At 29.3% G+C, this 18,117-nt stretch carries 21 protein-coding genes; 9 read left to right on the top strand and 12 right to left on the bottom strand.

What is annotated here, in order from left to right:
* Positions 1-28: 28 nt before the first annotated feature.
* The 5 genes from EV195_RS02105 to EV195_RS02085 form a co-directional block, all read right to left on the bottom strand.
* Positions 29-805 carry a M90 family metallopeptidase gene (locus tag EV195_RS02105; RefSeq protein WP_132792253.1) on the bottom strand — a complete coding sequence of 259 codons (777 nt, stop codon included), beginning with the start codon at positions 803-805 and terminating at the stop codon, positions 29-31.
* A 24-nt stretch (positions 806-829) separates the two neighbouring features.
* On the bottom strand, positions 830-1,891 hold the full coding sequence (locus tag EV195_RS02100; protein ID WP_132792251.1) for a nucleotidyltransferase domain-containing protein: 1,062 nt from the start codon (positions 1,889-1,891) through the stop codon (positions 830-832).
* Between the two features lie 82 nt (positions 1,892-1,973).
* Positions 1,974-2,717, bottom strand: coding sequence for a nucleotidyltransferase domain-containing protein (locus EV195_RS02095; protein ID WP_132792250.1), 744 nt, complete (start codon positions 2,715-2,717; stop codon positions 1,974-1,976).
* 19 nt (positions 2,718-2,736) lie between these two features.
* Positions 2,737-3,195 carry a phosphatase domain-containing protein gene (locus tag EV195_RS02090; protein WP_132792249.1) on the bottom strand — a complete coding sequence of 153 codons (459 nt, stop codon included), beginning with the start codon at positions 3,193-3,195 and terminating at the stop codon, positions 2,737-2,739.
* Between the two features lie 190 nt (positions 3,196-3,385).
* Positions 3,386-3,682 carry a phage repressor protein gene (locus EV195_RS02085; protein WP_132792247.1) on the bottom strand — a complete coding sequence of 99 codons (297 nt, stop codon included), beginning with the start codon at positions 3,680-3,682 and terminating at the stop codon, positions 3,386-3,388.
* 130 nt (positions 3,683-3,812) lie between these two features.
* On the opposite strand from EV195_RS02085, the gene EV195_RS02080 reads away from it, so the two are divergent.
* Both EV195_RS02080 and EV195_RS02075 read left to right on the top strand, forming a co-directional pair.
* A complete protein-coding gene (locus tag EV195_RS02080; protein WP_132792246.1) occupies positions 3,813-4,433 on the top strand; it encodes an HD domain-containing protein in 621 nt (206 codons plus the stop codon).
* A 2-nt stretch (positions 4,434-4,435) separates the two neighbouring features.
* Entirely contained in the window at positions 4,436-5,461 is a 1,026-nt protein-coding gene (locus EV195_RS02075) for a helix-turn-helix transcriptional regulator (RefSeq protein WP_132792245.1), read from the top strand.
* Between the two features lie 48 nt (positions 5,462-5,509).
* Here the strand turns inward: EV195_RS02075 and EV195_RS02070 are convergent, their stop codons facing one another.
* From EV195_RS02070 to EV195_RS02060, 3 genes are all read right to left on the bottom strand, one after another.
* Positions 5,510-6,508 carry a VOC family protein gene (locus EV195_RS02070; RefSeq protein WP_132792244.1) on the bottom strand — a complete coding sequence of 333 codons (999 nt, stop codon included), beginning with the start codon at positions 6,506-6,508 and terminating at the stop codon, positions 5,510-5,512.
* 202 nt (positions 6,509-6,710) lie between these two features.
* Positions 6,711-7,259 carry a hypothetical protein gene (locus EV195_RS02065; protein ID WP_132792242.1) on the bottom strand — a complete coding sequence of 183 codons (549 nt, stop codon included), beginning with the start codon at positions 7,257-7,259 and terminating at the stop codon, positions 6,711-6,713.
* 25 nt (positions 7,260-7,284) lie between these two features.
* The gene (locus EV195_RS02060) at positions 7,285-7,668 is read right to left on the bottom strand and encodes a hypothetical protein (protein ID WP_132792241.1); all 384 of its coding nucleotides are present in this window, start codon (positions 7,666-7,668) and stop codon (positions 7,285-7,287) included.
* Between the two features lie 369 nt (positions 7,669-8,037).
* Here EV195_RS02060 and EV195_RS16880 point away from each other — a divergent pair, with 369 nt between their 5' ends.
* The 4 genes from EV195_RS16880 to EV195_RS02040 all read left to right on the top strand — a co-directional run bounded on the left by EV195_RS16880 (position 8,038) and on the right by EV195_RS02040 (position 12,970).
* Positions 8,038-8,685, top strand: coding sequence for a DUF4331 family protein (locus EV195_RS16880; RefSeq protein WP_132792240.1), 648 nt, complete (start codon positions 8,038-8,040; stop codon positions 8,683-8,685).
* A gap of 19 nt (positions 8,686-8,704) precedes the next feature.
* Complete coding sequence (locus EV195_RS16875; protein WP_132792238.1) at positions 8,705-9,262, top strand: DUF4331 family protein; 558 nt, start codon at positions 8,705-8,707, stop codon at positions 9,260-9,262.
* Between the two features lie 169 nt (positions 9,263-9,431).
* Positions 9,432-10,721 (top strand): tetratricopeptide repeat protein, encoded by a 1,290-nt coding sequence (locus EV195_RS02045; protein ID WP_132792236.1) that lies wholly within the window; start codon positions 9,432-9,434, stop codon positions 10,719-10,721.
* On the top strand, positions 10,721-12,970 hold the full coding sequence (locus EV195_RS02040) for a TonB-dependent receptor (RefSeq protein ID WP_132792233.1): 2,250 nt from the start codon (positions 10,721-10,723) through the stop codon (positions 12,968-12,970). Before EV195_RS02045 ends, EV195_RS02040 begins: the two co-directional genes overlap by 1 nt.
* Positions 12,971-13,114: 144 nt before the next feature.
* Here the strand turns inward: EV195_RS02040 and EV195_RS02035 are convergent, their stop codons facing one another.
* Together EV195_RS02035 and EV195_RS02030 are read right to left on the bottom strand one after the other, a co-directional pair.
* Positions 13,115-13,918: an anti-sigma factor gene (locus EV195_RS02035; RefSeq protein WP_132792230.1), complete on the bottom strand. Its 804-nt coding sequence runs from the start codon at positions 13,916-13,918 to the stop codon at positions 13,115-13,117.
* Positions 13,919-13,920: 2 nt separating this feature from the next.
* A complete protein-coding gene (locus tag EV195_RS02030; RefSeq protein ID WP_132792228.1) occupies positions 13,921-14,448 on the bottom strand; it encodes an RNA polymerase sigma factor in 528 nt (175 codons plus the stop codon).
* 699 nt (positions 14,449-15,147) lie between these two features.
* On the opposite strand from EV195_RS02030, the gene EV195_RS02025 reads away from it, so the two are divergent.
* Positions 15,148-15,900 (top strand): TerC family protein, encoded by a 753-nt coding sequence (locus tag EV195_RS02025; RefSeq protein ID WP_132792225.1) that lies wholly within the window; start codon positions 15,148-15,150, stop codon positions 15,898-15,900.
* 101 nt (positions 15,901-16,001) lie between these two features.
* On the opposite strand, the gene EV195_RS02020 is transcribed toward EV195_RS02025, so the two are convergent.
* On the bottom strand, positions 16,002-16,337 hold the full coding sequence (locus EV195_RS02020; RefSeq protein ID WP_132792222.1) for a single-stranded DNA-binding protein: 336 nt from the start codon (positions 16,335-16,337) through the stop codon (positions 16,002-16,004).
* 161 nt (positions 16,338-16,498) lie between these two features.
* Here EV195_RS02020 and EV195_RS02015 point away from each other — a divergent pair, with 161 nt between their 5' ends.
* Positions 16,499-16,852, top strand: coding sequence for a hypothetical protein (locus EV195_RS02015; RefSeq protein ID WP_132792219.1), 354 nt, complete (start codon positions 16,499-16,501; stop codon positions 16,850-16,852).
* Between the two features lie 127 nt (positions 16,853-16,979).
* Positions 16,980-17,576, top strand: coding sequence for a GIDE domain-containing protein (locus tag EV195_RS02010; protein WP_165915667.1), 597 nt, complete (start codon positions 16,980-16,982; stop codon positions 17,574-17,576).
* A gap of 3 nt (positions 17,577-17,579) precedes the next feature.
* Here the strand turns inward: EV195_RS02010 and EV195_RS02005 are convergent, their stop codons facing one another.
* Positions 17,580-18,047 (bottom strand): CBS domain-containing protein, encoded by a 468-nt coding sequence (locus EV195_RS02005; RefSeq protein WP_132792213.1) that lies wholly within the window; start codon positions 18,045-18,047, stop codon positions 17,580-17,582.
* Between the last annotated feature and the right edge of the window lie 70 nt (positions 18,048-18,117).

Here is an 18,117-nt window from a genome sequence, read left to right as displayed (position 1 = left end):
ACGTTTCCAACTTTAGCCTCAAAAAGTTCTAATCTATATTAAAACAGTCGTGTAACATTTTATATAACTCGGGATGCTTACGTTGTAATAATTTTGGGCGCTCGAAAAAATACTCAGAAGCAACCGCAAAAAATTCTTCTTTAGATGTACCTCCATAGTTTCTAATATCAGAATCATCGTTGTTAATCGCCTCCATTTTATCATGAACCACATCTAACCATTGTAGTAGATTCTCGTTATCAATTAATGCTTTTGGAATTCCATCTATGTTTCCATCAAGTTTATCCAATAAATGAACAAACTCGTGAATTCCTGTATTCCCTTTATCTGTTTTATTTAGAAAACCATGATGTAAGGCACGTCTAGATAAAATCATTTTGTTTTCGAACATCCCGTTTCCGACTAAACCGCCTATAATTTTGTTTTCAGACTTAGCAGCAAACTCCAAATTCTCATTAAAATAATCTGGATAAATAATAACCGTTTTCAAATTTGGATACATCCAGTTATTAAAACCAAATACCGGAATTACTGCGCTTGATGCCACTAAAAGAATATCTAAATCTTCCAATTCAAAATCTACCGCAACAATTTCAACACTATTTAAAAAAGATTGGATTCTCTTTTTAAAATGTAAACGTTGCTGAGCATCTAACTTTTGATAAAACAATACGTTTTCTTCTAGAATTGTGTACCAATGTTCCTTGATTTCAATTTTATTTACAACTTCTTGGGATTTCTTCTCTTTTTTTAGAGACAAATAAATAATTAGGAGTAGTGCAATTGTAATAATTATGTAGATCAAAATACTTTTTCTTTGTTGGTAAAATTAATTGTTTAGTTCATTATAAAAACGACTTCTTATTCTCAAAAGTAAACTATTTACTAAATCCTTATTAGGCTTCTCTTGTAAATCAGATTTAAGATAAATTTCATCTAACTCAAACTTCAAAACTTCTGCCTTTTCCAGTAACTCTTCATATTCAAAATCAGCATTTTTTATCGCTAACAAATAATCTCTATCTTTTCTTTCAACTTGAATTGTTTTGGTTTCACCTATTTCCTTAGCCATAAGTAATAAGCGAAAAGTATGCATCATATTTTTTGCATCGTAATTCTTATCGTGAGAAATATTACTTTTATATCTGTCTTCATTTCTTTTAGAAACCCAATCCCAATACTCTTTATACTTCTTACAATATGTTGAATACCCCTCCATATTAAAGTACAATAATCCTATTGGCTCTTGATCTTTAGGAATTGAACTTAAACAAACTTCATTTGCATTTTCTCTTGAAATTCCCTGGTAATTCAGGTTTTCATTATAAAATAGATTATAGCAATTTTTAATGTTTGGAACTTTTGCCAAACCACAAAAGTCTTTATTCATATTAGAATTTTCTAAAAACATCTTCAACGATATTGATTCTTTTCCTTTATGAATAACACAAAAATCTTCAACTGTTTTGCGTTCTTTCTCAACCGGATTGACAATTTTCTTGTTTAATCCTCTTGCTTTTTTAATTTGAGTGAATGCATAATTCGCAAATGTATTTTTACACAGTTTTGACAAAAATAAACTTGACTTAATTTCATCAAAAATATGATGCTTCTGTATAATACATCTCTCAGGAACATTCAGAAGTTCAAGTATATTCGGATTATTTTTTAGACACAATTCTACAAACTTCCTTAACTCATAATAAACGATATCGTTTGAATCATTATTTACTTGGTCTACATAATCCAAGGAATAAAACTGATCTTTAGGTAAAACATAAACTCCTCGAATATCCGTGTCGGAAGAAGGCGTATTTAATCCATATGCGCGGCTTCCGCTGATACATTCAAAAATTATACTATTTGATTTTTTTAATTCTTCAAGTGTCATACCCTCTTTTTTTTGATTATAAAATGTAGATTGTTTCTGATACTAACTTCGACTCCGCTCAGTCTCCATTACCATAATTGTATTAGATATATTTCAAAAAGAAATTATTAAAATCTTCTTGATTCGCTTTTACATTGACTAATTTATCCTTCAGAGAATTATTCTCTTTAATTATTCCTCTCACTACATCAATTAATTCAACACTTACCTTCTCTGTACTCTTTTCAATACGTTTACTTTTCAATTCTATTAAATCATTTATTTTTGAATGATAATCCTTTTCCAATAAAGAAAATAAATCTCTAAAGCAAACAGGTGGTATAGTGTTATTTTTCAATATCCAGTTTGCACATAAAGCAGTTCTTATTGTATAAAAATAACTCTTAAGTGTCATTTCTTCTGTTCCTAACGTTTCTTCAAAACCTTTATTCATAGAATGAAAATGGTGGAATCCCGCAACTGGATTAAAATTTCTATTCGCCAAAGATTTCATCCCTTCTACAAATTCTGAATTTGCTCTGTAGATTACGGGAGAAAATAACCAATCCGTAAAAGAAGCATTAGACTTTGCCAATAATTTTAATGCCTTTCTTATATCCCAACCCGATCCATCTAAATCATTTTCAGTCATAAATTCGATAGTATCTTTTTTATCCCAAAGATTTAAATACCATTCTTTTTTATGTCTGTATACAAATCGTATATCATAATCCGAATCAGGAGAAGCAAAACCCCATGCTCTACTTCCCGATTCAACAGCAAACAATATTTCTATATCATTCGCTCTTTCTATTTCTTTTAATTTTTCTAATATTTTTCTTTTCATTGAATTTAATTTTTAACAATTAAAAATCACCATAGAACACCTGTAAACAAGGTAGTTTTAACTTTTTTCTCCATAAATCAACAACTTGATTCCTATCATCTAAAACAAACTCTATGTAATATTTATCTTCTATTTTTTCAATAAATATCTCTTCCTTAATTACCGAATCTTTTCTGTAATCTTTTGGTTTTCTCATCAATAAAGCATCATATAAAACTTCATTAGTTTTCAACCAAGACTTTGTTTGAAACTCGTAAGTTCCATCTCTACCCGATAAAAGAATTATTTTATATCCTAAACTCTTATAGTTATTTACCAAATTCAATATGGGAATATTCGGTAAATCTCTCTCACACTTACTTGCGTCAAAAGGACTTCTGTTATTTATAAGAGCGAGTGTACCATCTAAATCACATATAATTGCTTTAGGTAAATCTTCGTTTTGCTTTCTATATTCATTCTTTAATCTCTTATCCATTTTTACTTGTTTTAAATTGTTTTGTTTTTTCATAGCATCTTCCCACTTACGGCGTTTTCTTTTTCTTAATCACACTGCAAATATTTTATAGTAATGCGCAATCTTTTTGCGTAATAAAAATTAATTAGAAAAATTTTGAATCTTATTTGAGAGAAGAAAAGTCTATAAACAAAAAAAGTGCTTAATCGCACTACTCAAATGGTAAGATTTCAGTTACTATACCATATACATTTTTCGTCCATCCGTTAAGATGTCCACGATTATTACCTATTAGTAATCCTCGTTTTTCGTTTTTACCTTTTACTAAATGTGTAAAACAATTTCCCCGTACTTTACAAAAAACGATATCGCCTTCTTTACAATCTTGCCAATCTACTGGTTTTAAAACCACAGGTTGTCTAGATTTCAAAATTGGTAACATTGAGTTTCCTGGTTCTTTAGAGATAATTGTTTCTCCATTCAATAGCTTTTGAATTTTCCAATTCATAATTATTTGTATTTAAATTAAACATTAATTCAAAGACTATTGTTGAACAAAAAGTAAAAGAACGAATAACTTTATTCCATTTAAAGTCGGTATAAAATTAGTTTTTATTTTTGTAAAGCAAACTATTTAATTGAAAAAGTTGACTTTACAAAAACGTTTTACCGACTTATTAAGTCGTTTTACAAATGATACTATGTTGATTTCGTTTTTATGGAAATCAATAGAATCAAAGTACACTGAAAAACATAGAACCTACCATAATCTAAAACATTTAGAAGAACTATTCTCTTATTTTGATGATTATAAAACTCATCTTGAACAATCTGATATAGTAGCTTTTTCTATTTTTTATCATGATATTATTTATAACATTTGGAAAAAAGATAACGAAGAGAAAAGTGCAGATTTTGCCTTAGAAGTTTTGAATACTTTATTACCAGAATTGAATTTAGAAATTATCAAAGAACAGATTATCGCTACAAAAACTCATGAAAGTGAACATCTAGACTCTCAATATTTAATTGATTTTGATTTAGCAATTTTAGGTCAGTCTTCTGAAGTGTATCAACAGTATTCGAAGTTAATTCGAACCGAATACAAACTTGTTCCTAATCTATTATACAAACAAGGTAGAAAAAAAGTACTGCAACATTTTATTGATAAACCTTTTATATATAAGACCGATAGCTTTATTGAAAAATTTGAGCAACAAGCGAAAAAGAACCTTCAAAACGAATTAAATCAGATTTAAAAATGGCTTCCAATAAAAACGCACTTATTCGCTATAAAACCATTGATCAATGTTTACGAAACACGATGCGTAAATGGACTTTGGATGATTTAATTGATGCTTGTTCTGATGCTTTATATGAATATGAAGGAAAAGATGTGTACGTAAGTAAACGAACTATTCAATTAGATATTCAAATGATGCGAAGTGATAAATTGGGTTATAATGCTCCTATTGAAGTTTATCAACGTAAGTATTATGAATATGCCGAAGAAGGTTATTCGATAATGAATATTCCTGTTACGGAAAATGATGTTAAAGTGATGAATGATGCTATTCAAGTACTTCGCCAGTTTAAAGATTTTTCTTTATTTAAAGAGATGGATGGTGTTTTACAACGTTTAGAAGATTCGGTATACTCTTCACAAAAAAACAATAGAGCGATTATTCATTTGGATAAAAATGAACAGTTAAAAGGATTGCATTTTATTGATCCTTTATATAATGCAATTCAGAAAAAACGAGTTCTTGAAATTACTTATAAGTCTTTCAAAGCTAGAAAAGAAAGTAAACTGATTGTTCATCCTCAACTCTTAAAAGAATTTAATAACCGTTGGTTTTTAATTGTTCATCATAAATCAGATTTTATGAATTTGGCTTTAGATAGAATAGTTACTGTTAAAGAAAAACCTGAGATAAATTTTATTGATAAAAATATTGATGGAGATGAATATTTTAAAAATGTAATTGGAGTTACTGTTTCTAATACCAAACCTCGACGTATAGAATTCTGGATTGAAAAAAGATTAGCTCCTTATGTTATTACAAAACCTTTTCATCATACCCAACGTGTCATTAGAGAAACTGAAGATGGTGTGATTTTTAATATTCTAGTACAACCGAACTTTGAATTGGAACGTGTTATTTTAGGTTATGGAGAATCTATTGAAATTTTAAAACCAGAAAAATTAAGAACACAAATTCAACAACAATTACACAGAGCTAGAAATAGATACATCTCACCAAATGAAGAAAGCCCAACAGCATAAACTATTGGACTTTCTTGGTTGTTGATTGGTTGATTGAAATATCTCTTTTTAAAAAAGAGTATTTTGTACTAATTCAATTACAGTTCCATCTGGATCTTCAAAAGCAACATATCTAATAAAAGAAAACGGACCTGTTGGTTTTATGGCTTCTGGACTGTAAGTTTGAATTCCTTTTGAATGTAGTGTTGCAATATCACTATCTAAATCATCAGTATTGATAGCAATACGAGCAATTCCTAAATGGTTTAGTTTTTCATAAGGCATTAATTCACTGTCAGACTCTGTTAGTGTAATTTTTCTTCCATCTCGTAATCCAATTTCTGCGATTCCATTTTCTACATTTAAAATCGTAAAACCTATTTCACTGTAAAAATCAACAGCAGTTTGTAAATTACTCACATTTATATTGGTTGAGTATAAACCGTTTACAGAACCTTTTCCGAAAATATTAGGTACATTTCCGTCATACACTTGATGGATATAAATAGTATTTCCATCCGGATCTTGCACTTTAATTTTTTTAGGGTTTAAAAAACTTCCAGCAAGTAATTCGTAAGCATATCCATTTCTCTTCAACAGTTTCATATCGCACCAAACACAACTACTTTTTAAACTTAACGTAGTTATTCCTAACGCACTTTCATCTGTATAAGGTGAAGCGTCATCATAAGGATTGTTGAATTTAATCAAATCAATAACAAAACGATCAAACAATAATAAAGGTGTTGTTTTTAATGAATACGGAGGTAAATTTAGTCCTTGCGCTTCTATTGGATCGGTAACATTAATGTTTAAATCGATAGCTGCTACAAAACCAAGTAATTCATAAAACTTTTTAGATTTATTAAAATCTCTTACGTTGATGTTATAGTGTAGAATAGAGGCTAGATTCATATCTGAAGTTTCTGAGCTTCTAGCACTATATTTTACGTCTTCTTTACTTAACTCTTGCTCTGCAATAATTTCGTCGTTTTTAGAACAACTAGCAAAAGCAACAAACAAAATGAATACAATTCGCGAGAATTGTTTAATGAAAGGGTTTTTCATGATAAATGTTAATTTTAGATTTATTTGAAGCAATATTATTAAATAATTGATATCGTTTTAACAAAATTTAACATTTAGAAAAAAAGAATACATATTCGTTAAATTTAAGCAGCTTTACTATTAGGAGCTGGTCTGTTACTATTAAAAAACAAAAAACCCAATAGTAAACTATTGGGCTGTATTATATAATGTTAAGATGTTTTTAAAATGCGAGTCCGACTAAAATACCGACTCCAATTCCTGCAGTTCCAATGAGTATTTTTTCGAAAACATTTTTTCTTCTTTGACGTTTTCCTTCTTTTTCTATGATGTCTAAACTCTTAGTGGCTTTGTCTAAACTTTCAATAGTATAGTCTAATGCCTTTTGAGTACGATCTAAGGTAATTTGATTTCGCTCGTATATTTTTTGATCTAAACTATCTGATTCTTGAAAGTTAAGTTTTAGCTTTCTTTCTAAATCAATATTTCTACGCAAAGTAGTTGTGTACTTTTCTACTAGTTCTTTAGTCATTTTATCCTGATCAATGGTAGCTTGATATATACTTTTCATCGCTAAAAAAGATTTTTTATTCACTAAATAAATTTCTGCTGTTTTAAATCGGTATAAACTATCTTGTTTTACTAACAAAGGCTCTCCAACTCTATTTGCATACGAAGCAGGAATTTCAATTATTTTAACAGAATCTCTTGCTTGTTGTCCATAACTGAAAATAATTGAGAACAAGAAGGCAAGTATTATTACTTTTTTCATATTGAATTATTTATTTGGTTCTACCTTAATTAACTCCAAAAAGTCCGTCTAAAATTATTCTATCTCTAGCTAACTTATCATTTACAGCTTTAATAGAATCTTTTATTTTTTGAAGTTCTTCCCAGTCTTTAGCATTTTTCTTTTGAAAATGTAGTATTAATGAATCTCGTTGATGAATGATAAAATCCTTTTTTGCTTTCATTTGCTCAAATTCCTTTTTAAAATTTTCAAGCTCAGCTTTAGCATTTATAACATTGTCTTTTGAAGTTCTAAGCTCTTGGCGAGCATTGTTAAGTTCTATTTCTATTACTTTCCAATTAGAACTAGACTTGAAAACTAAGTACCCTATTATTAAAAGTATAATAAGGGCTACTATTTGTAGTAGCGTATTTACATTGGTGCTTTTCATTATTAGATTTTTGGTTGATTACATCTTAAGAATGATGAACAGTTAAGGTACTATAATTTTAACAATTTTAAAAAGTTAATACCTCCAAAATTTCAGGGTTTTTACCTTAAAAATAGTGTGCTTTTTTTTTACTAATAATACCTATAACCATGATAAGATTTTAAACTTTAAACCCTTTGTTTTAAAAAAAGTCAATTATTTTTTAAAATTTATTTATTTACTTTAAATACTGATTATTAGTTTTTTAAACAATTTAAAACTTATTAAATCAAAATTTTTTTAAACTTTTTTGATCTTTTAAAAAACCGAGGTCTAAAAATTCTCGTATGTAGAATTGTAAAACGAATTATTTCATTTAAAACATTCACAATGAGAAACACAAAATTAACAAAATTCCTATTCGTAATAAGTGCTATTACAGTATTGATTGCAGCAGACCACATTGATGCCCCAGCTGTTTCAGGAGGAACTTCAGACATTACAGATTTTTACGCCTTTCAAGGTGAAGACACCAACAACATCGTATTTGTTGCAAACATTAAAGGATTATTAAGCCCTTCTGAAACGATGAATGCAACATTTGATGAAAACACAATGATTGAATTTAATATTGACACCAATGGAGACAGTATTGAAGATTTAGTTATTCAAGCAACTCCAAGAGACGGAGAAATGTACTTCTTTGGACCTTACGCTCCATCATCAACAGGATTGAATAGTACAATCGACACCTCTGTAACCTTATCAAAAGTAGCTATTACCAAATATGGTCAAGAGCCAATAATTGGTATGGAAAACAACATGAAATGTTTTGCTGGACCAAGAGATGATCCTTTCTTCATGGACTTTGCTAGGTATGGTGAAATTATTGCTGGAAATGCTTCTGGATTTAACAATCCTGGTTCTGACACTTTTGCTGGAACAAACGTACTTTCAATTGTTGTTGAAGTTCCTAAATCTATGATTGGTGGTACTGGAACAATTAACACTTGGGTAGAATCAAAAGTAAGATCATAATCAAAAAAAACTAAACATCATGAAATTAAAAAATATAAAATTATTCGCATTCGCATCATTAGCCTTTACAATTATAAGCTGTAGTGATGACAACGATTCAACAATGGTTCCAATTACCCCTAATTTTTCTGGAACATATGTACAACAAGATCAAATGGGTAGACCAGCTATTAATACAGTGTTTGTGAATTCAGATAAAAAAGACGAGTTCAATACAACAATTCCATCAGAACAAGGAGCAGCTTTTCAAGCAATGTTTGAAACTAACTTAAAAGCATTAAGCCCAGCTTATGCAAATATGGGTGATAAAAACGCACTTGGTTTAGATACAGCAGCATTTTCTGGAGTATTAGCTACCGATGTTTTATCTGTTTCTTTAGATGGTACCACAACTTTCTATGATGGAACAAATGTTTTAACAGGTAGGGCTTTAGCTGATGATGTTATTACAGTTGAACTATTACTAATTTTTGGTGGTGAGGACTTTACAGAAAATCCTTCATTATCAGATGATCATGTAGATGCTAATGATAAGAATTTCCTAAGTTCTTTTCCTTACTTAGCTTCTCCTTGGTAGTCATAGAAGTACATTAATCCCTAAGTATAATCCCCAAAACAGTCCCCCAAAAAATCCCCCCAGATTATGGAAGTCTCCTGATAAAAATCCCCTTTGTTAATCCCCCTTACTGGTTGGTGTATGTAAGATGTATCAACCAGTAATCTACCATAATTTAAAAACAAATAACATGAAACTAAAAAATATTATTTACTCAATTTCTGTTTTTACTCTTTTAAGTTGTTCTAACAACGAGGCTAATAACAGCATTACAAATAAAGAAGATTACGAAGCTTTTTTAACTGAATCTAAAAGCACAGAAATTCAACAAGTAAAAAAGAACTTATCTTTTTGGAAAGATAAATTAGAGAAATCTCCTACTCAATATCCTTACTTAAGTAAGATCGCTTCAATTAACACTAATTTATTTACCATTACTGGAAATATCAACTATTTAAAAGAAGCAGAAAAAAAATTATTACAAGTAAACGAAAAAGCCTTTTCAGTAGGAAATTTAAGAGCATTAGCAAGAAATTATATTTCTCAACATAAATTTAAAGATGCTCTCAATGTTCTAAAAAAAGTAGAAAAAAATGGAGAAGAATTAGTTGCTACACAAAAAATGCTTTTTGATGTCCACTTAGAACTTGGACAAAATGATGAAGCTAAACACTATTTAGATCAAATTGAGAAGTATGCTGATTTTGATTATTTCATAAGAGCTGGAAAGTGGAGTGATCATAAAGGAGATTTAAGCTCAGCCATTACTTTTTTAGAAAAAGCATTAAGTATTGCTAAGTTTAAGAATAACAAAGACTTATTAGTTTGGAGTTATACCAACTTAGCTGATTTCTATGGCCATAATAATGAAATCAAAAAATCGTATCAGTACTACTTAAAATCTTTGGCTATACAACCGCATAATAGTTATGCTATGAAAGGCATTTCATGGATTGTATATTCTTATGAAAACAATCCTGATGAAGCTTTACGAATTTTAGAGAAAATTAAAGAGCAGAATGCTTCTCCAGATTATTCATTATTCATCGCTGAAATATATGAGTATAAGAATGATGAGGAAATGAAAACCAAATACTTGAATTCATTTTTAAGTCAAACTGAAAACAAGTCATATGGAGTGATGTATAACAGTCATATTGCCAAGGTAATTCTTGATGAATTTGACGAGCAAACTAAAGCTTATAACATTATACTTCAAGAAATTGAAAATAGAGCTACTGCAGAATCTTACGATTTATTAGCATGGGCTGCCTTTAAAAATGGCGAGTTAAAAAAATCATTATCAATAGCTAACGAACATATAGTTGGAAAAAGTTTTGAACCTTCTATACTATACCATGTCGCAGAGATTTACAAAGCTAATGGTTTATTGGATGAAGCTTCTAAAATTAAAGTAGAATTACTAGAATGTGGTTATGAACTAGGACCTGTTACGTTTAATAAAATAGAGCGATTATAATGAAACTAGGAAAGACAATATTATTACTTTGTTCGTTTGTAATAGCCTTAATTGGAGAAGCTCAAAAAAGCGATACTTTTTCAATAGAGGGACAAATCATAAATAAAAACAAACTGCCTATTGCAGATGCATACATTTATAATTTATCATCTCAGTCGCATGCACATTCTAATTCAAACGGGCTCTTTAAACTTTCTAATTGTAGTGTAGGTGACACTATCCAAGTAGGAATTTTAGGATATAGCACTCATAAATTCACACTTCAAAAAGAGGATCAGCAAAAAAAACAAATAATTCAACTAACAGAAAAGTCAATAGAGCTTGAAGAGTTGGTAATAGGTAAAACTAAAAATCCTTTACACTCTATAGTAGCAATAGATTTAGAAAGTAATCCAGTTAATTCATCTCAAGAAATTATGAGAAAAATACCTGGACTAATTATTGGTCAACATGCTGGAGGTGGAAAAGCAGAGCAAATCTTTTTAAGAGGTTTTGATGTAGATCATGGAACCGATGTGAGTATTAAAGTAGATGGAATGCCTGTGAATATGGTTTCACATGCACATGGTCAAGGATATAGCGATTTACATTTTGTGATTCCTGAAACCATTCAAAAAATAGATTTCGGGAAAGGTCCGTATTATGCAGATCAAGGTGATTTTAACACCGCAGGATATGCTGATTTCTCTACAAAAAACAGTTTAGAAGAAAATAATATAAGCGTTAGGGTTGGTTATTTTAATACACTTAGAACTCTCGGAATGTTCAATCTTACCGAGAGTTCTATAAAAAACAATGCTTATATGGCTATTGAATATATAGAAAGTGATGGTCCTTTCGAATCTTCTCAAAACTTTAATCGAATCAATCTATTTGCTAAATACAGAACTTTATTAGACAACTCTGATCAACTTATTTTAACGGCATCACATTTTACTAGTAATTGGGACGCTTCCGGACAAATACCTCAACGTGAAGTTGATAACGGAAATATTACTCGATTTGGTGCAATTGATGATACTGAAGGTGGAGAAACTTCTCGTTCAAACTTTAACGTTCAGTTATTGAAATCATTTGAAAACGGTGGAGGACTTACTGCCAATGCATACGTATCAAATTATAATTTTGATTTGTACTCTAATTTCACCTTTTTTCTTGAAGACCCCGTAAATGGAGACCAAATTCGTCAAAGAGAACAACGAAACATCTATGGTTTTAACACAAATTACAATAACAAAAAAGATTACGGTACATTTTCAGTTAAGTACAATCAAGGAATCGGGCTACGTTTCGATAATATTAAAAATATCGAACTATCTAAAACAAAAAACAGAAATGAAACATTACAGCAAATTCAACTTGGAGATGTTAATCAAACAAATTTTTACACCTTCTTTAACGCCAGTTTTAGTACCGGTAAGTTCGAAATATCACCCGCTTTACGTTTAGATTATTTCAAGTTTTTGTACAACAATAGATTAGATCCTAATTACCAAACACTTTCTAAAAGTAAAGCAATTGTAAATCCTAAATTAAACATTGCATATAATGCTAATGAAAACCTACAACTTTTTGTAAAAAGTGGAATAGGTTTTCACTCTAACGATGCAAGAGTTATTCTTCAAGAAGATACTAGAAAAATCTTACCAAGAGCTTACGGTATAGATGTAGGCGGAATATGGAAGCCATCAAAAAACATAATCATCAACTCAGCATTATGGTATTTACTTTCTGAAGAAGAGTTAGTGTATGTTGGAGATGCTGGAATTATTGAACCTTCGGGAAAATCAAAACGATATGGTTTAGATTTTGGGGTACGTTATCAATTATCTAAAAAAATATACTTTGATTCTGATGTAACATTAACAACTGCTAGAAGTTTGAAAGAAATATCTGGACAAGATTACATTCCTTTAGCCCCAGATTTTACAGCTACAGGAGGAATTTCTTTTAATGATGTTCATAATTTTTCAGGTGGATTACAATTTAGATACATTGACAATCGACCAGCTAATGAAGATAATTCCATTATAGCAGAAGGCTATTTTGTGAGTGACTTTAATCTTAATTATACTATTAAAAACATTACTATAGGAGTAAGTATTGAAAATATTTTTGATACTGATTGGAATGAAACTCAATTTGCAACGACCTCTCAATTATCAAATGAAACCTCTCCCGTAGAAGAAATTCATTTTACTCCAGGAACACCTTTTAATGCTAAAGCAACGATTACGTATAAGTTTTAGCAGAAAAATAGTTTTATGATTTGTATTTAAATCATTCGCTAATATAATCAGTCGGGGGGCATGTTATGTATTGGCGAAAAACAATAGCCACATTATAGTGGCTATTGTTAATTTATATTTTTTTGAAATTAAGTTGCTTTTATTTTAAGATTCTACTACTCCAATTGTATATAATTGCTCTAACGTTGGACTTTCACTTCCTCCTTCAGGTTCTAACGTAATTCCAAATGCCTGAGATTCATTAGGATTAGTTATAGAAAATATTTTAGTAGCATCTGCTGTAAAGTTATCTAAAGTACCTAAACTTGTAGGAGTTAAAGGATTAAGTTTTAACGACCATAATTGATATACTTTCCCTTTTGGTGGATCTGGAAGTCCTTGAACATCTACATAAATTTTTTCAGTAGATTTATTCCAATATACTTTTGCATAAGAATCTGGCGATACTTTTTGCCCTTGTAAAGGAATACTAATAACATTCTTATCACGAATTGCAGCTAACAATGTTTTATTAGTTTCTAAGCTATTAGTTGTCTCTTTTAATTTCTCTTGAAATTGTTGATTTTTTGCACTTGTTTCTCTTAATTCTTCAGATAAAGAAGATTTATTTATTTGTGATAAAAGTAATGCACTACCAACCACTATTGAAGCTGCCCAACCTGTATAGGTAATCCAATTTCTTCTATCTCTATCAATAGGAATCACCTTAGGATTTGTCTCCTTATCTTGAATAATTTTAATTAAAAGATTTTTAAAAGACGGCTGTTTTTCTAATGGTGCAACACTTGAAGTTAGTGTAGAAACCGTTCCTTCAATTTTTTGTACTTCTGTTAGTAGTTCAGGATATTTTAATAGCATTTCATACACCTCTTCATTTTCTTTATCAGAAAGTGAACCAGCTACATATAACTCTAAAATTCCAGACGCTATGTATTCTTGTATATCCATGATTATTCTATCATTGTTCTTAAATTACTCAGACAATTTCTATTTCTAGTTTTAACAGTTCCTATCGGAATCTCCAGACTTTCGGATGCTTCTTTTTGAGTATAGCCTTTAAAATAAAGTAAATCGATAAGCTTTTTGCAGGTATCTGCTAACTTATTTACAAATGCTTTTATTCCAATTGCGTCTGTTCTATTATCTAAACTTACATTGTCTTGTAATATATCTACGAAAATTTCGGCATCAAGGTTTTTGGATTTTTTGTTAAATTCTTTAGATCTTGTTTTATCTATAGCTGCATTTCTAGCAATATTTAACATCCAAGTAAAAAAACGTCCTTTTTTTGCATTATAAGAATCGGCATTGTTCCATGCTTTCATAAATACATCTTGAGTTACTTCTTCAGCAACATCATTATCTCTAACAATATTAAAAACTACTCCTAGAATATTTTTGTAATACATTTCGTAAAGTTGTTCAAAAGCTAATGCATCTTTTTCTTTAAACTTTTTTAGAAGTTGTTCAAGTTCCATACTTATGATTTCTGTGAATTTAGTAAAAAAAATTAAAAGAAAGAACGATTACTATTTTACATAAATGTATTATCGTTTCTTCACAAATAAACCCATTAGTAAAACCAGAATTCCTATTCCCATAGTGATAAAGCCATCTTTATTATCTTGTGATTCAAACTCAGCGATACCAATATCGACAGATGCTTCTGGTGTTATTACTATATATGATATATAAATAGTTAATATAATTCCTGCCTAAGTTAAAGAAAGTAATTACAGGTAATATCCTTTCTGGATTTTCAACTCGTTTCTTAGGAATCGTTAGAGCTATTAGAGGTTTAACCATGTCTGCTTTTAATTTAGAAAACGTATTTATCACAACCTCTGTTTTTATCGATTTTTTTAATTAATTTTCTCATTCGATTGTTTATTTCAAAAACGGATATATCCAAAAAGAATACCTTATATAGATGTTTTTTTTCTTTTTATTGTAGTCGTAGGCACATACATTGGTAAAAAAATAATTGACATACATTTCTCAAGATAAATTTAAAAAGATATCATTACTAGTAATATTGCTCATTGTAGTAGTACTCTTATAAATGTATTTGTTAAATTTATAGTGTCTTAAATTTGGGTTAATCCTAAACTAAAACTTAATCACAATTAATAAAATTCAATATTTAGGATTTTAAAAATTTAATTTATCATTAAATTATGGAGTGGTTTTTTAGCGCCGAAACATTAGCTTCTTTAATTACCTTAACAATAATGGAAATTGTTTTAGGTATTGATAATATCGTATTTATTACTATTCAAACCGATAAACTTCCTGTTGAACAACAACAAAAAGCCCGTGTTTTAGGACTCGCATTTGCATTGTTTACAAGAGTTATTTTACTTTTTAGTATTACTTGGGTCATGACACTTACAAGTACCATTTTTAATGTTGCCGAATGGATTGGAATAACTGGTGAATGGCACGAAAACTTAGCAATCTCTGGTAGAGATTTAATTTTGTTAGTAGGTGGTTTATTTTTAATTTATAAAAGTATTAGTGAAATCTACGAAATGCTTGAGGGAGAGGAAAGTGAATTTTCTATAAAAAAATTATCATTCATTCAAACCATAATTCAAATTGGTTTATTAGATATTGTTTTCGGTTTAGACTCTGTAATAACAGCTGTAGGTATGGCAAAACATGTTGAAATAATGGTTATTGCCGTAGTAATAGCCATGGTTATTATGGTTTTTTCAATAAAAATGGTGAGTGGATTTGTAAGCAAACATCCAAGTGTTAAAATATTGGCTTTAGCTTTTTTATTATTAATTGGAATTACCCTTATCGCTGAAAGTATAGAACAACCTATTGCTAAAGGATATATTTATTTTTCTATGGGGTTCTCAATTTTTGTTATTTCATTAATCATCAGAATAAAGCCTTCGAAAAATCCAACTTTAACCAATTAATATTTTAAAATTATATTTTATAAAAGAAAAATCCAATAGCTTTCGCTACTGGATTTTCTTCTTTTTCAATTTTCTTTTTTCTAGTTTAGCAATTTCCCCCTCTACTTATTTCCTAACATTAATATTTCGTTACAAACTACTTCGGTTACATATCTTTTATCACCACTTTCAGTTTCATAACTTCTTGAAGTCAATTTTCCTTCAACCATAACTTCACTTCCTTTATCTAAATAATTTTCAATAATTTCAGCCGTTTTGTTCCAAGCTACTACATTATGCCACTGTGTATCTGTAACTTTTTCTCCTTTAGAATTTTTGTACGTTTCATTTGTTGCAACTGAAAATTTTGCTAATTTTTTTCCAGAATCAAGAATAATTACTTCTGGTTTGTTTCCTAAATTCCCAATTAACTGTACTCTGTTTTTTAATGCGTTCATGTTATTTAATTTTATCGTTTAACAGTTAAGACCTTGCCATTAAATAATGACACTGCAAAGATGCGACACAATCAAAGTTACATGCGGTTGCAAAACAATTACTTTCGATTGTAAATATTTGTAGTCGATTACATTCAGATAATATTGTATATTTACCACCTATGGAAAAAAGAGTTTGTTTAGAATGTTCAGAAGAACTAAAGGGAAGATCAGATCAAAAATTTTGTTCTGATTACTGTAGAAATACTTACAATAATAAAGTTGACAAGGCTACAAAGAACTTGATTAGAAATATTAATAATCGCCTCAAAAAAAATTATAAAGTCCTTTCAGAACTTAATTCAAGTGGTAAAACAAAAGTTTCTAGAACGAAGTTATATGATAAGGGATTCGATTTTCAGCTTTTTACATCAATTTATAATACAAAAAATGGCAATACCTATTTCTATATTTATGATCAGGGATATTTGCCTTTAGAAAACGATTTGTTCTTACTTATAAAAAAAGAACTGTAACTATTTTCTTTAACTACAGACTAATACTTCAAATCAATCACCTACTATGGAAATTCTAATACTCATTATTCCTGTTTTTATTTTGATCATTTTTCTTGCTTATTATTTCGATAATAAACAAGTAGTTGTGAGAACCTTAAAAAAACTACCAAGCTCTGGTATTAGTGGTATTAGAACTAACCAACTTACAAAGGTAACGGGAAAAGCACTTCATGTTGAAGAGCCTTTAGTTGCTCCTTTTAGCAAAAGAAAATGTATTTTTTATAGAATAAAAATTGAAGAAAAAAGACATACTGGTAAAAGTTCTCATTGGGCGACTCTTGTTAAAGACGAAAGATTTCAACCTTTTTTTATTGAAAGAAATGGAGAGTATGTGATTGTTAATCCATCAAGAAATCCTATAAACTATAAAGCTCACTTGGTTATTGATAAAAAAACTTCTTCAGGTTTTTTTAAAGAAAGTACTCCTGAATTTGAACAACTTTTAAAAGAATACAACGTAAGGAGTAAAGGATTTTTAGGGTTTAAAAAAAGTATACGCTACCAAGAGGCTATTATTGAAATAGGTGAAGAAGTAACGGTTGCAGGCATCGCAAAATGGAAAAATTTAAACGAACCTATTGAAGGTTATTCTTACTCTAAAATTGCCTCTTTAGAGAATTCTGAAAAACAAAAAATAATTATCACTGATTTACCAAAGGAAAAAGTAAATAAAAGATTATAAATTTTATTTCCAAGAGTTTCCTTTCATCTGTAATGCTGCTTTTAAGATATCTTTTTGACTAATTTGTCCTACTAGTTTTCCATTTTCTACAATAGGAAATCTACGTCTTTTAGATTCTAAAAACTTATTGGCAGCATCAAAAATATTCATATTTCCATCTATGGTTTCTACTTCTTTAACCATGGCTTTTTGTACAGTATTATTTTTATCTATTGGTAAATTATAATACCTGCTTTCAGAAATTTGTTTCATACAATCACCTTCTGAAATAATACCAATTAGTTGATTGTTCTCATTAACAACAGGTCCCCCAGATATTTTATTTTTTATAAGTGTTTCTATAACCTCTTCTATGGGTTGGTCTTCTTTAAATGTTATTAAATTTCTTGTCATATAATCTGAAACTAGAATTGGTTCAGATGGTTTAGCAATAGTTGCAGTTCTTTTACCTTGAAAGCTTTTAATTCCCATAATACAGTAGTTTAGTTTATTTTAAATATACTGATTTATAGTTACTTACAAAAACATAAACTAATAATTT

The sequence above is a fragment of the Tenacibaculum skagerrakense genome (assembly GCF_004345825.1).
Lineage (GTDB): Bacteria > Bacteroidota > Bacteroidia > Flavobacteriales > Flavobacteriaceae > Polaribacter > Polaribacter skagerrakensis.
The sequence above is the reverse complement of the archived record's forward strand: the minus strand, read 5'-3'. Positions and strand labels throughout refer to the sequence as shown.

Excerpts from the sequence above, each read along its gene's own strand:
- EV195_RS02100 (WP_132792251.1), bottom strand. The coding sequence starts at position 1,891 with ATGACACTTGAAGAATTAAAAAAATCAAATAGTATAATTTTTGAATGT.
- EV195_RS02095 (WP_132792250.1), bottom strand. The coding sequence starts at position 2,717 with ATGAAAAGAAAAATATTAGAAAAATTAAAAGAAATAGAAAGAGCGAAT.
- EV195_RS02090 (WP_132792249.1), bottom strand. The coding sequence starts at position 3,195 with ATGGATAAGAGATTAAAGAATGAATATAGAAAGCAAAACGAAGATTTA.
- EV195_RS02085 (WP_132792247.1), bottom strand. The coding sequence starts at position 3,682 with ATGAATTGGAAAATTCAAAAGCTATTGAATGGAGAAACAATTATCTCT.
- EV195_RS02075 (WP_132792245.1), top strand. The coding sequence starts at position 4,436 with ATGGCTTCCAATAAAAACGCACTTATTCGCTATAAAACCATTGATCAA.
- EV195_RS02070 (WP_132792244.1), bottom strand. The coding sequence starts at position 6,508 with ATGAAAAACCCTTTCATTAAACAATTCTCGCGAATTGTATTCATTTTG.
- EV195_RS02065 (WP_132792242.1), bottom strand. The coding sequence starts at position 7,259 with ATGAAAAAAGTAATAATACTTGCCTTCTTGTTCTCAATTATTTTCAGT.
- EV195_RS02060 (WP_132792241.1), bottom strand. The coding sequence starts at position 7,668 with ATGAAAAGCACCAATGTAAATACGCTACTACAAATAGTAGCCCTTATT.
- EV195_RS16880 (WP_132792240.1), top strand. The coding sequence starts at position 8,038 with ATGAGAAACACAAAATTAACAAAATTCCTATTCGTAATAAGTGCTATT.
- EV195_RS16875 (WP_132792238.1), top strand. The coding sequence starts at position 8,705 with ATGAAATTAAAAAATATAAAATTATTCGCATTCGCATCATTAGCCTTT.
- EV195_RS02045 (WP_132792236.1), top strand. The coding sequence starts at position 9,432 with ATGAAACTAAAAAATATTATTTACTCAATTTCTGTTTTTACTCTTTTA.
- EV195_RS02040 (WP_132792233.1), top strand. The coding sequence starts at position 10,721 with ATGAAACTAGGAAAGACAATATTATTACTTTGTTCGTTTGTAATAGCC.
- EV195_RS02035 (WP_132792230.1), bottom strand. The coding sequence starts at position 13,918 with ATGGATATACAAGAATACATAGCGTCTGGAATTTTAGAGTTATATGTA.
- EV195_RS02030 (WP_132792228.1), bottom strand. The coding sequence starts at position 14,448 with ATGGAACTTGAACAACTTCTAAAAAAGTTTAAAGAAAAAGATGCATTA.
- EV195_RS02025 (WP_132792225.1), top strand. The coding sequence starts at position 15,148 with ATGGAGTGGTTTTTTAGCGCCGAAACATTAGCTTCTTTAATTACCTTA.
- EV195_RS02020 (WP_132792222.1), bottom strand. The coding sequence starts at position 16,337 with ATGAACGCATTAAAAAACAGAGTACAGTTAATTGGGAATTTAGGAAAC.
- EV195_RS02015 (WP_132792219.1), top strand. The coding sequence starts at position 16,499 with ATGGAAAAAAGAGTTTGTTTAGAATGTTCAGAAGAACTAAAGGGAAGA.
- EV195_RS02005 (WP_132792213.1), bottom strand. The coding sequence starts at position 18,047 with ATGGGAATTAAAAGCTTTCAAGGTAAAAGAACTGCAACTATTGCTAAA.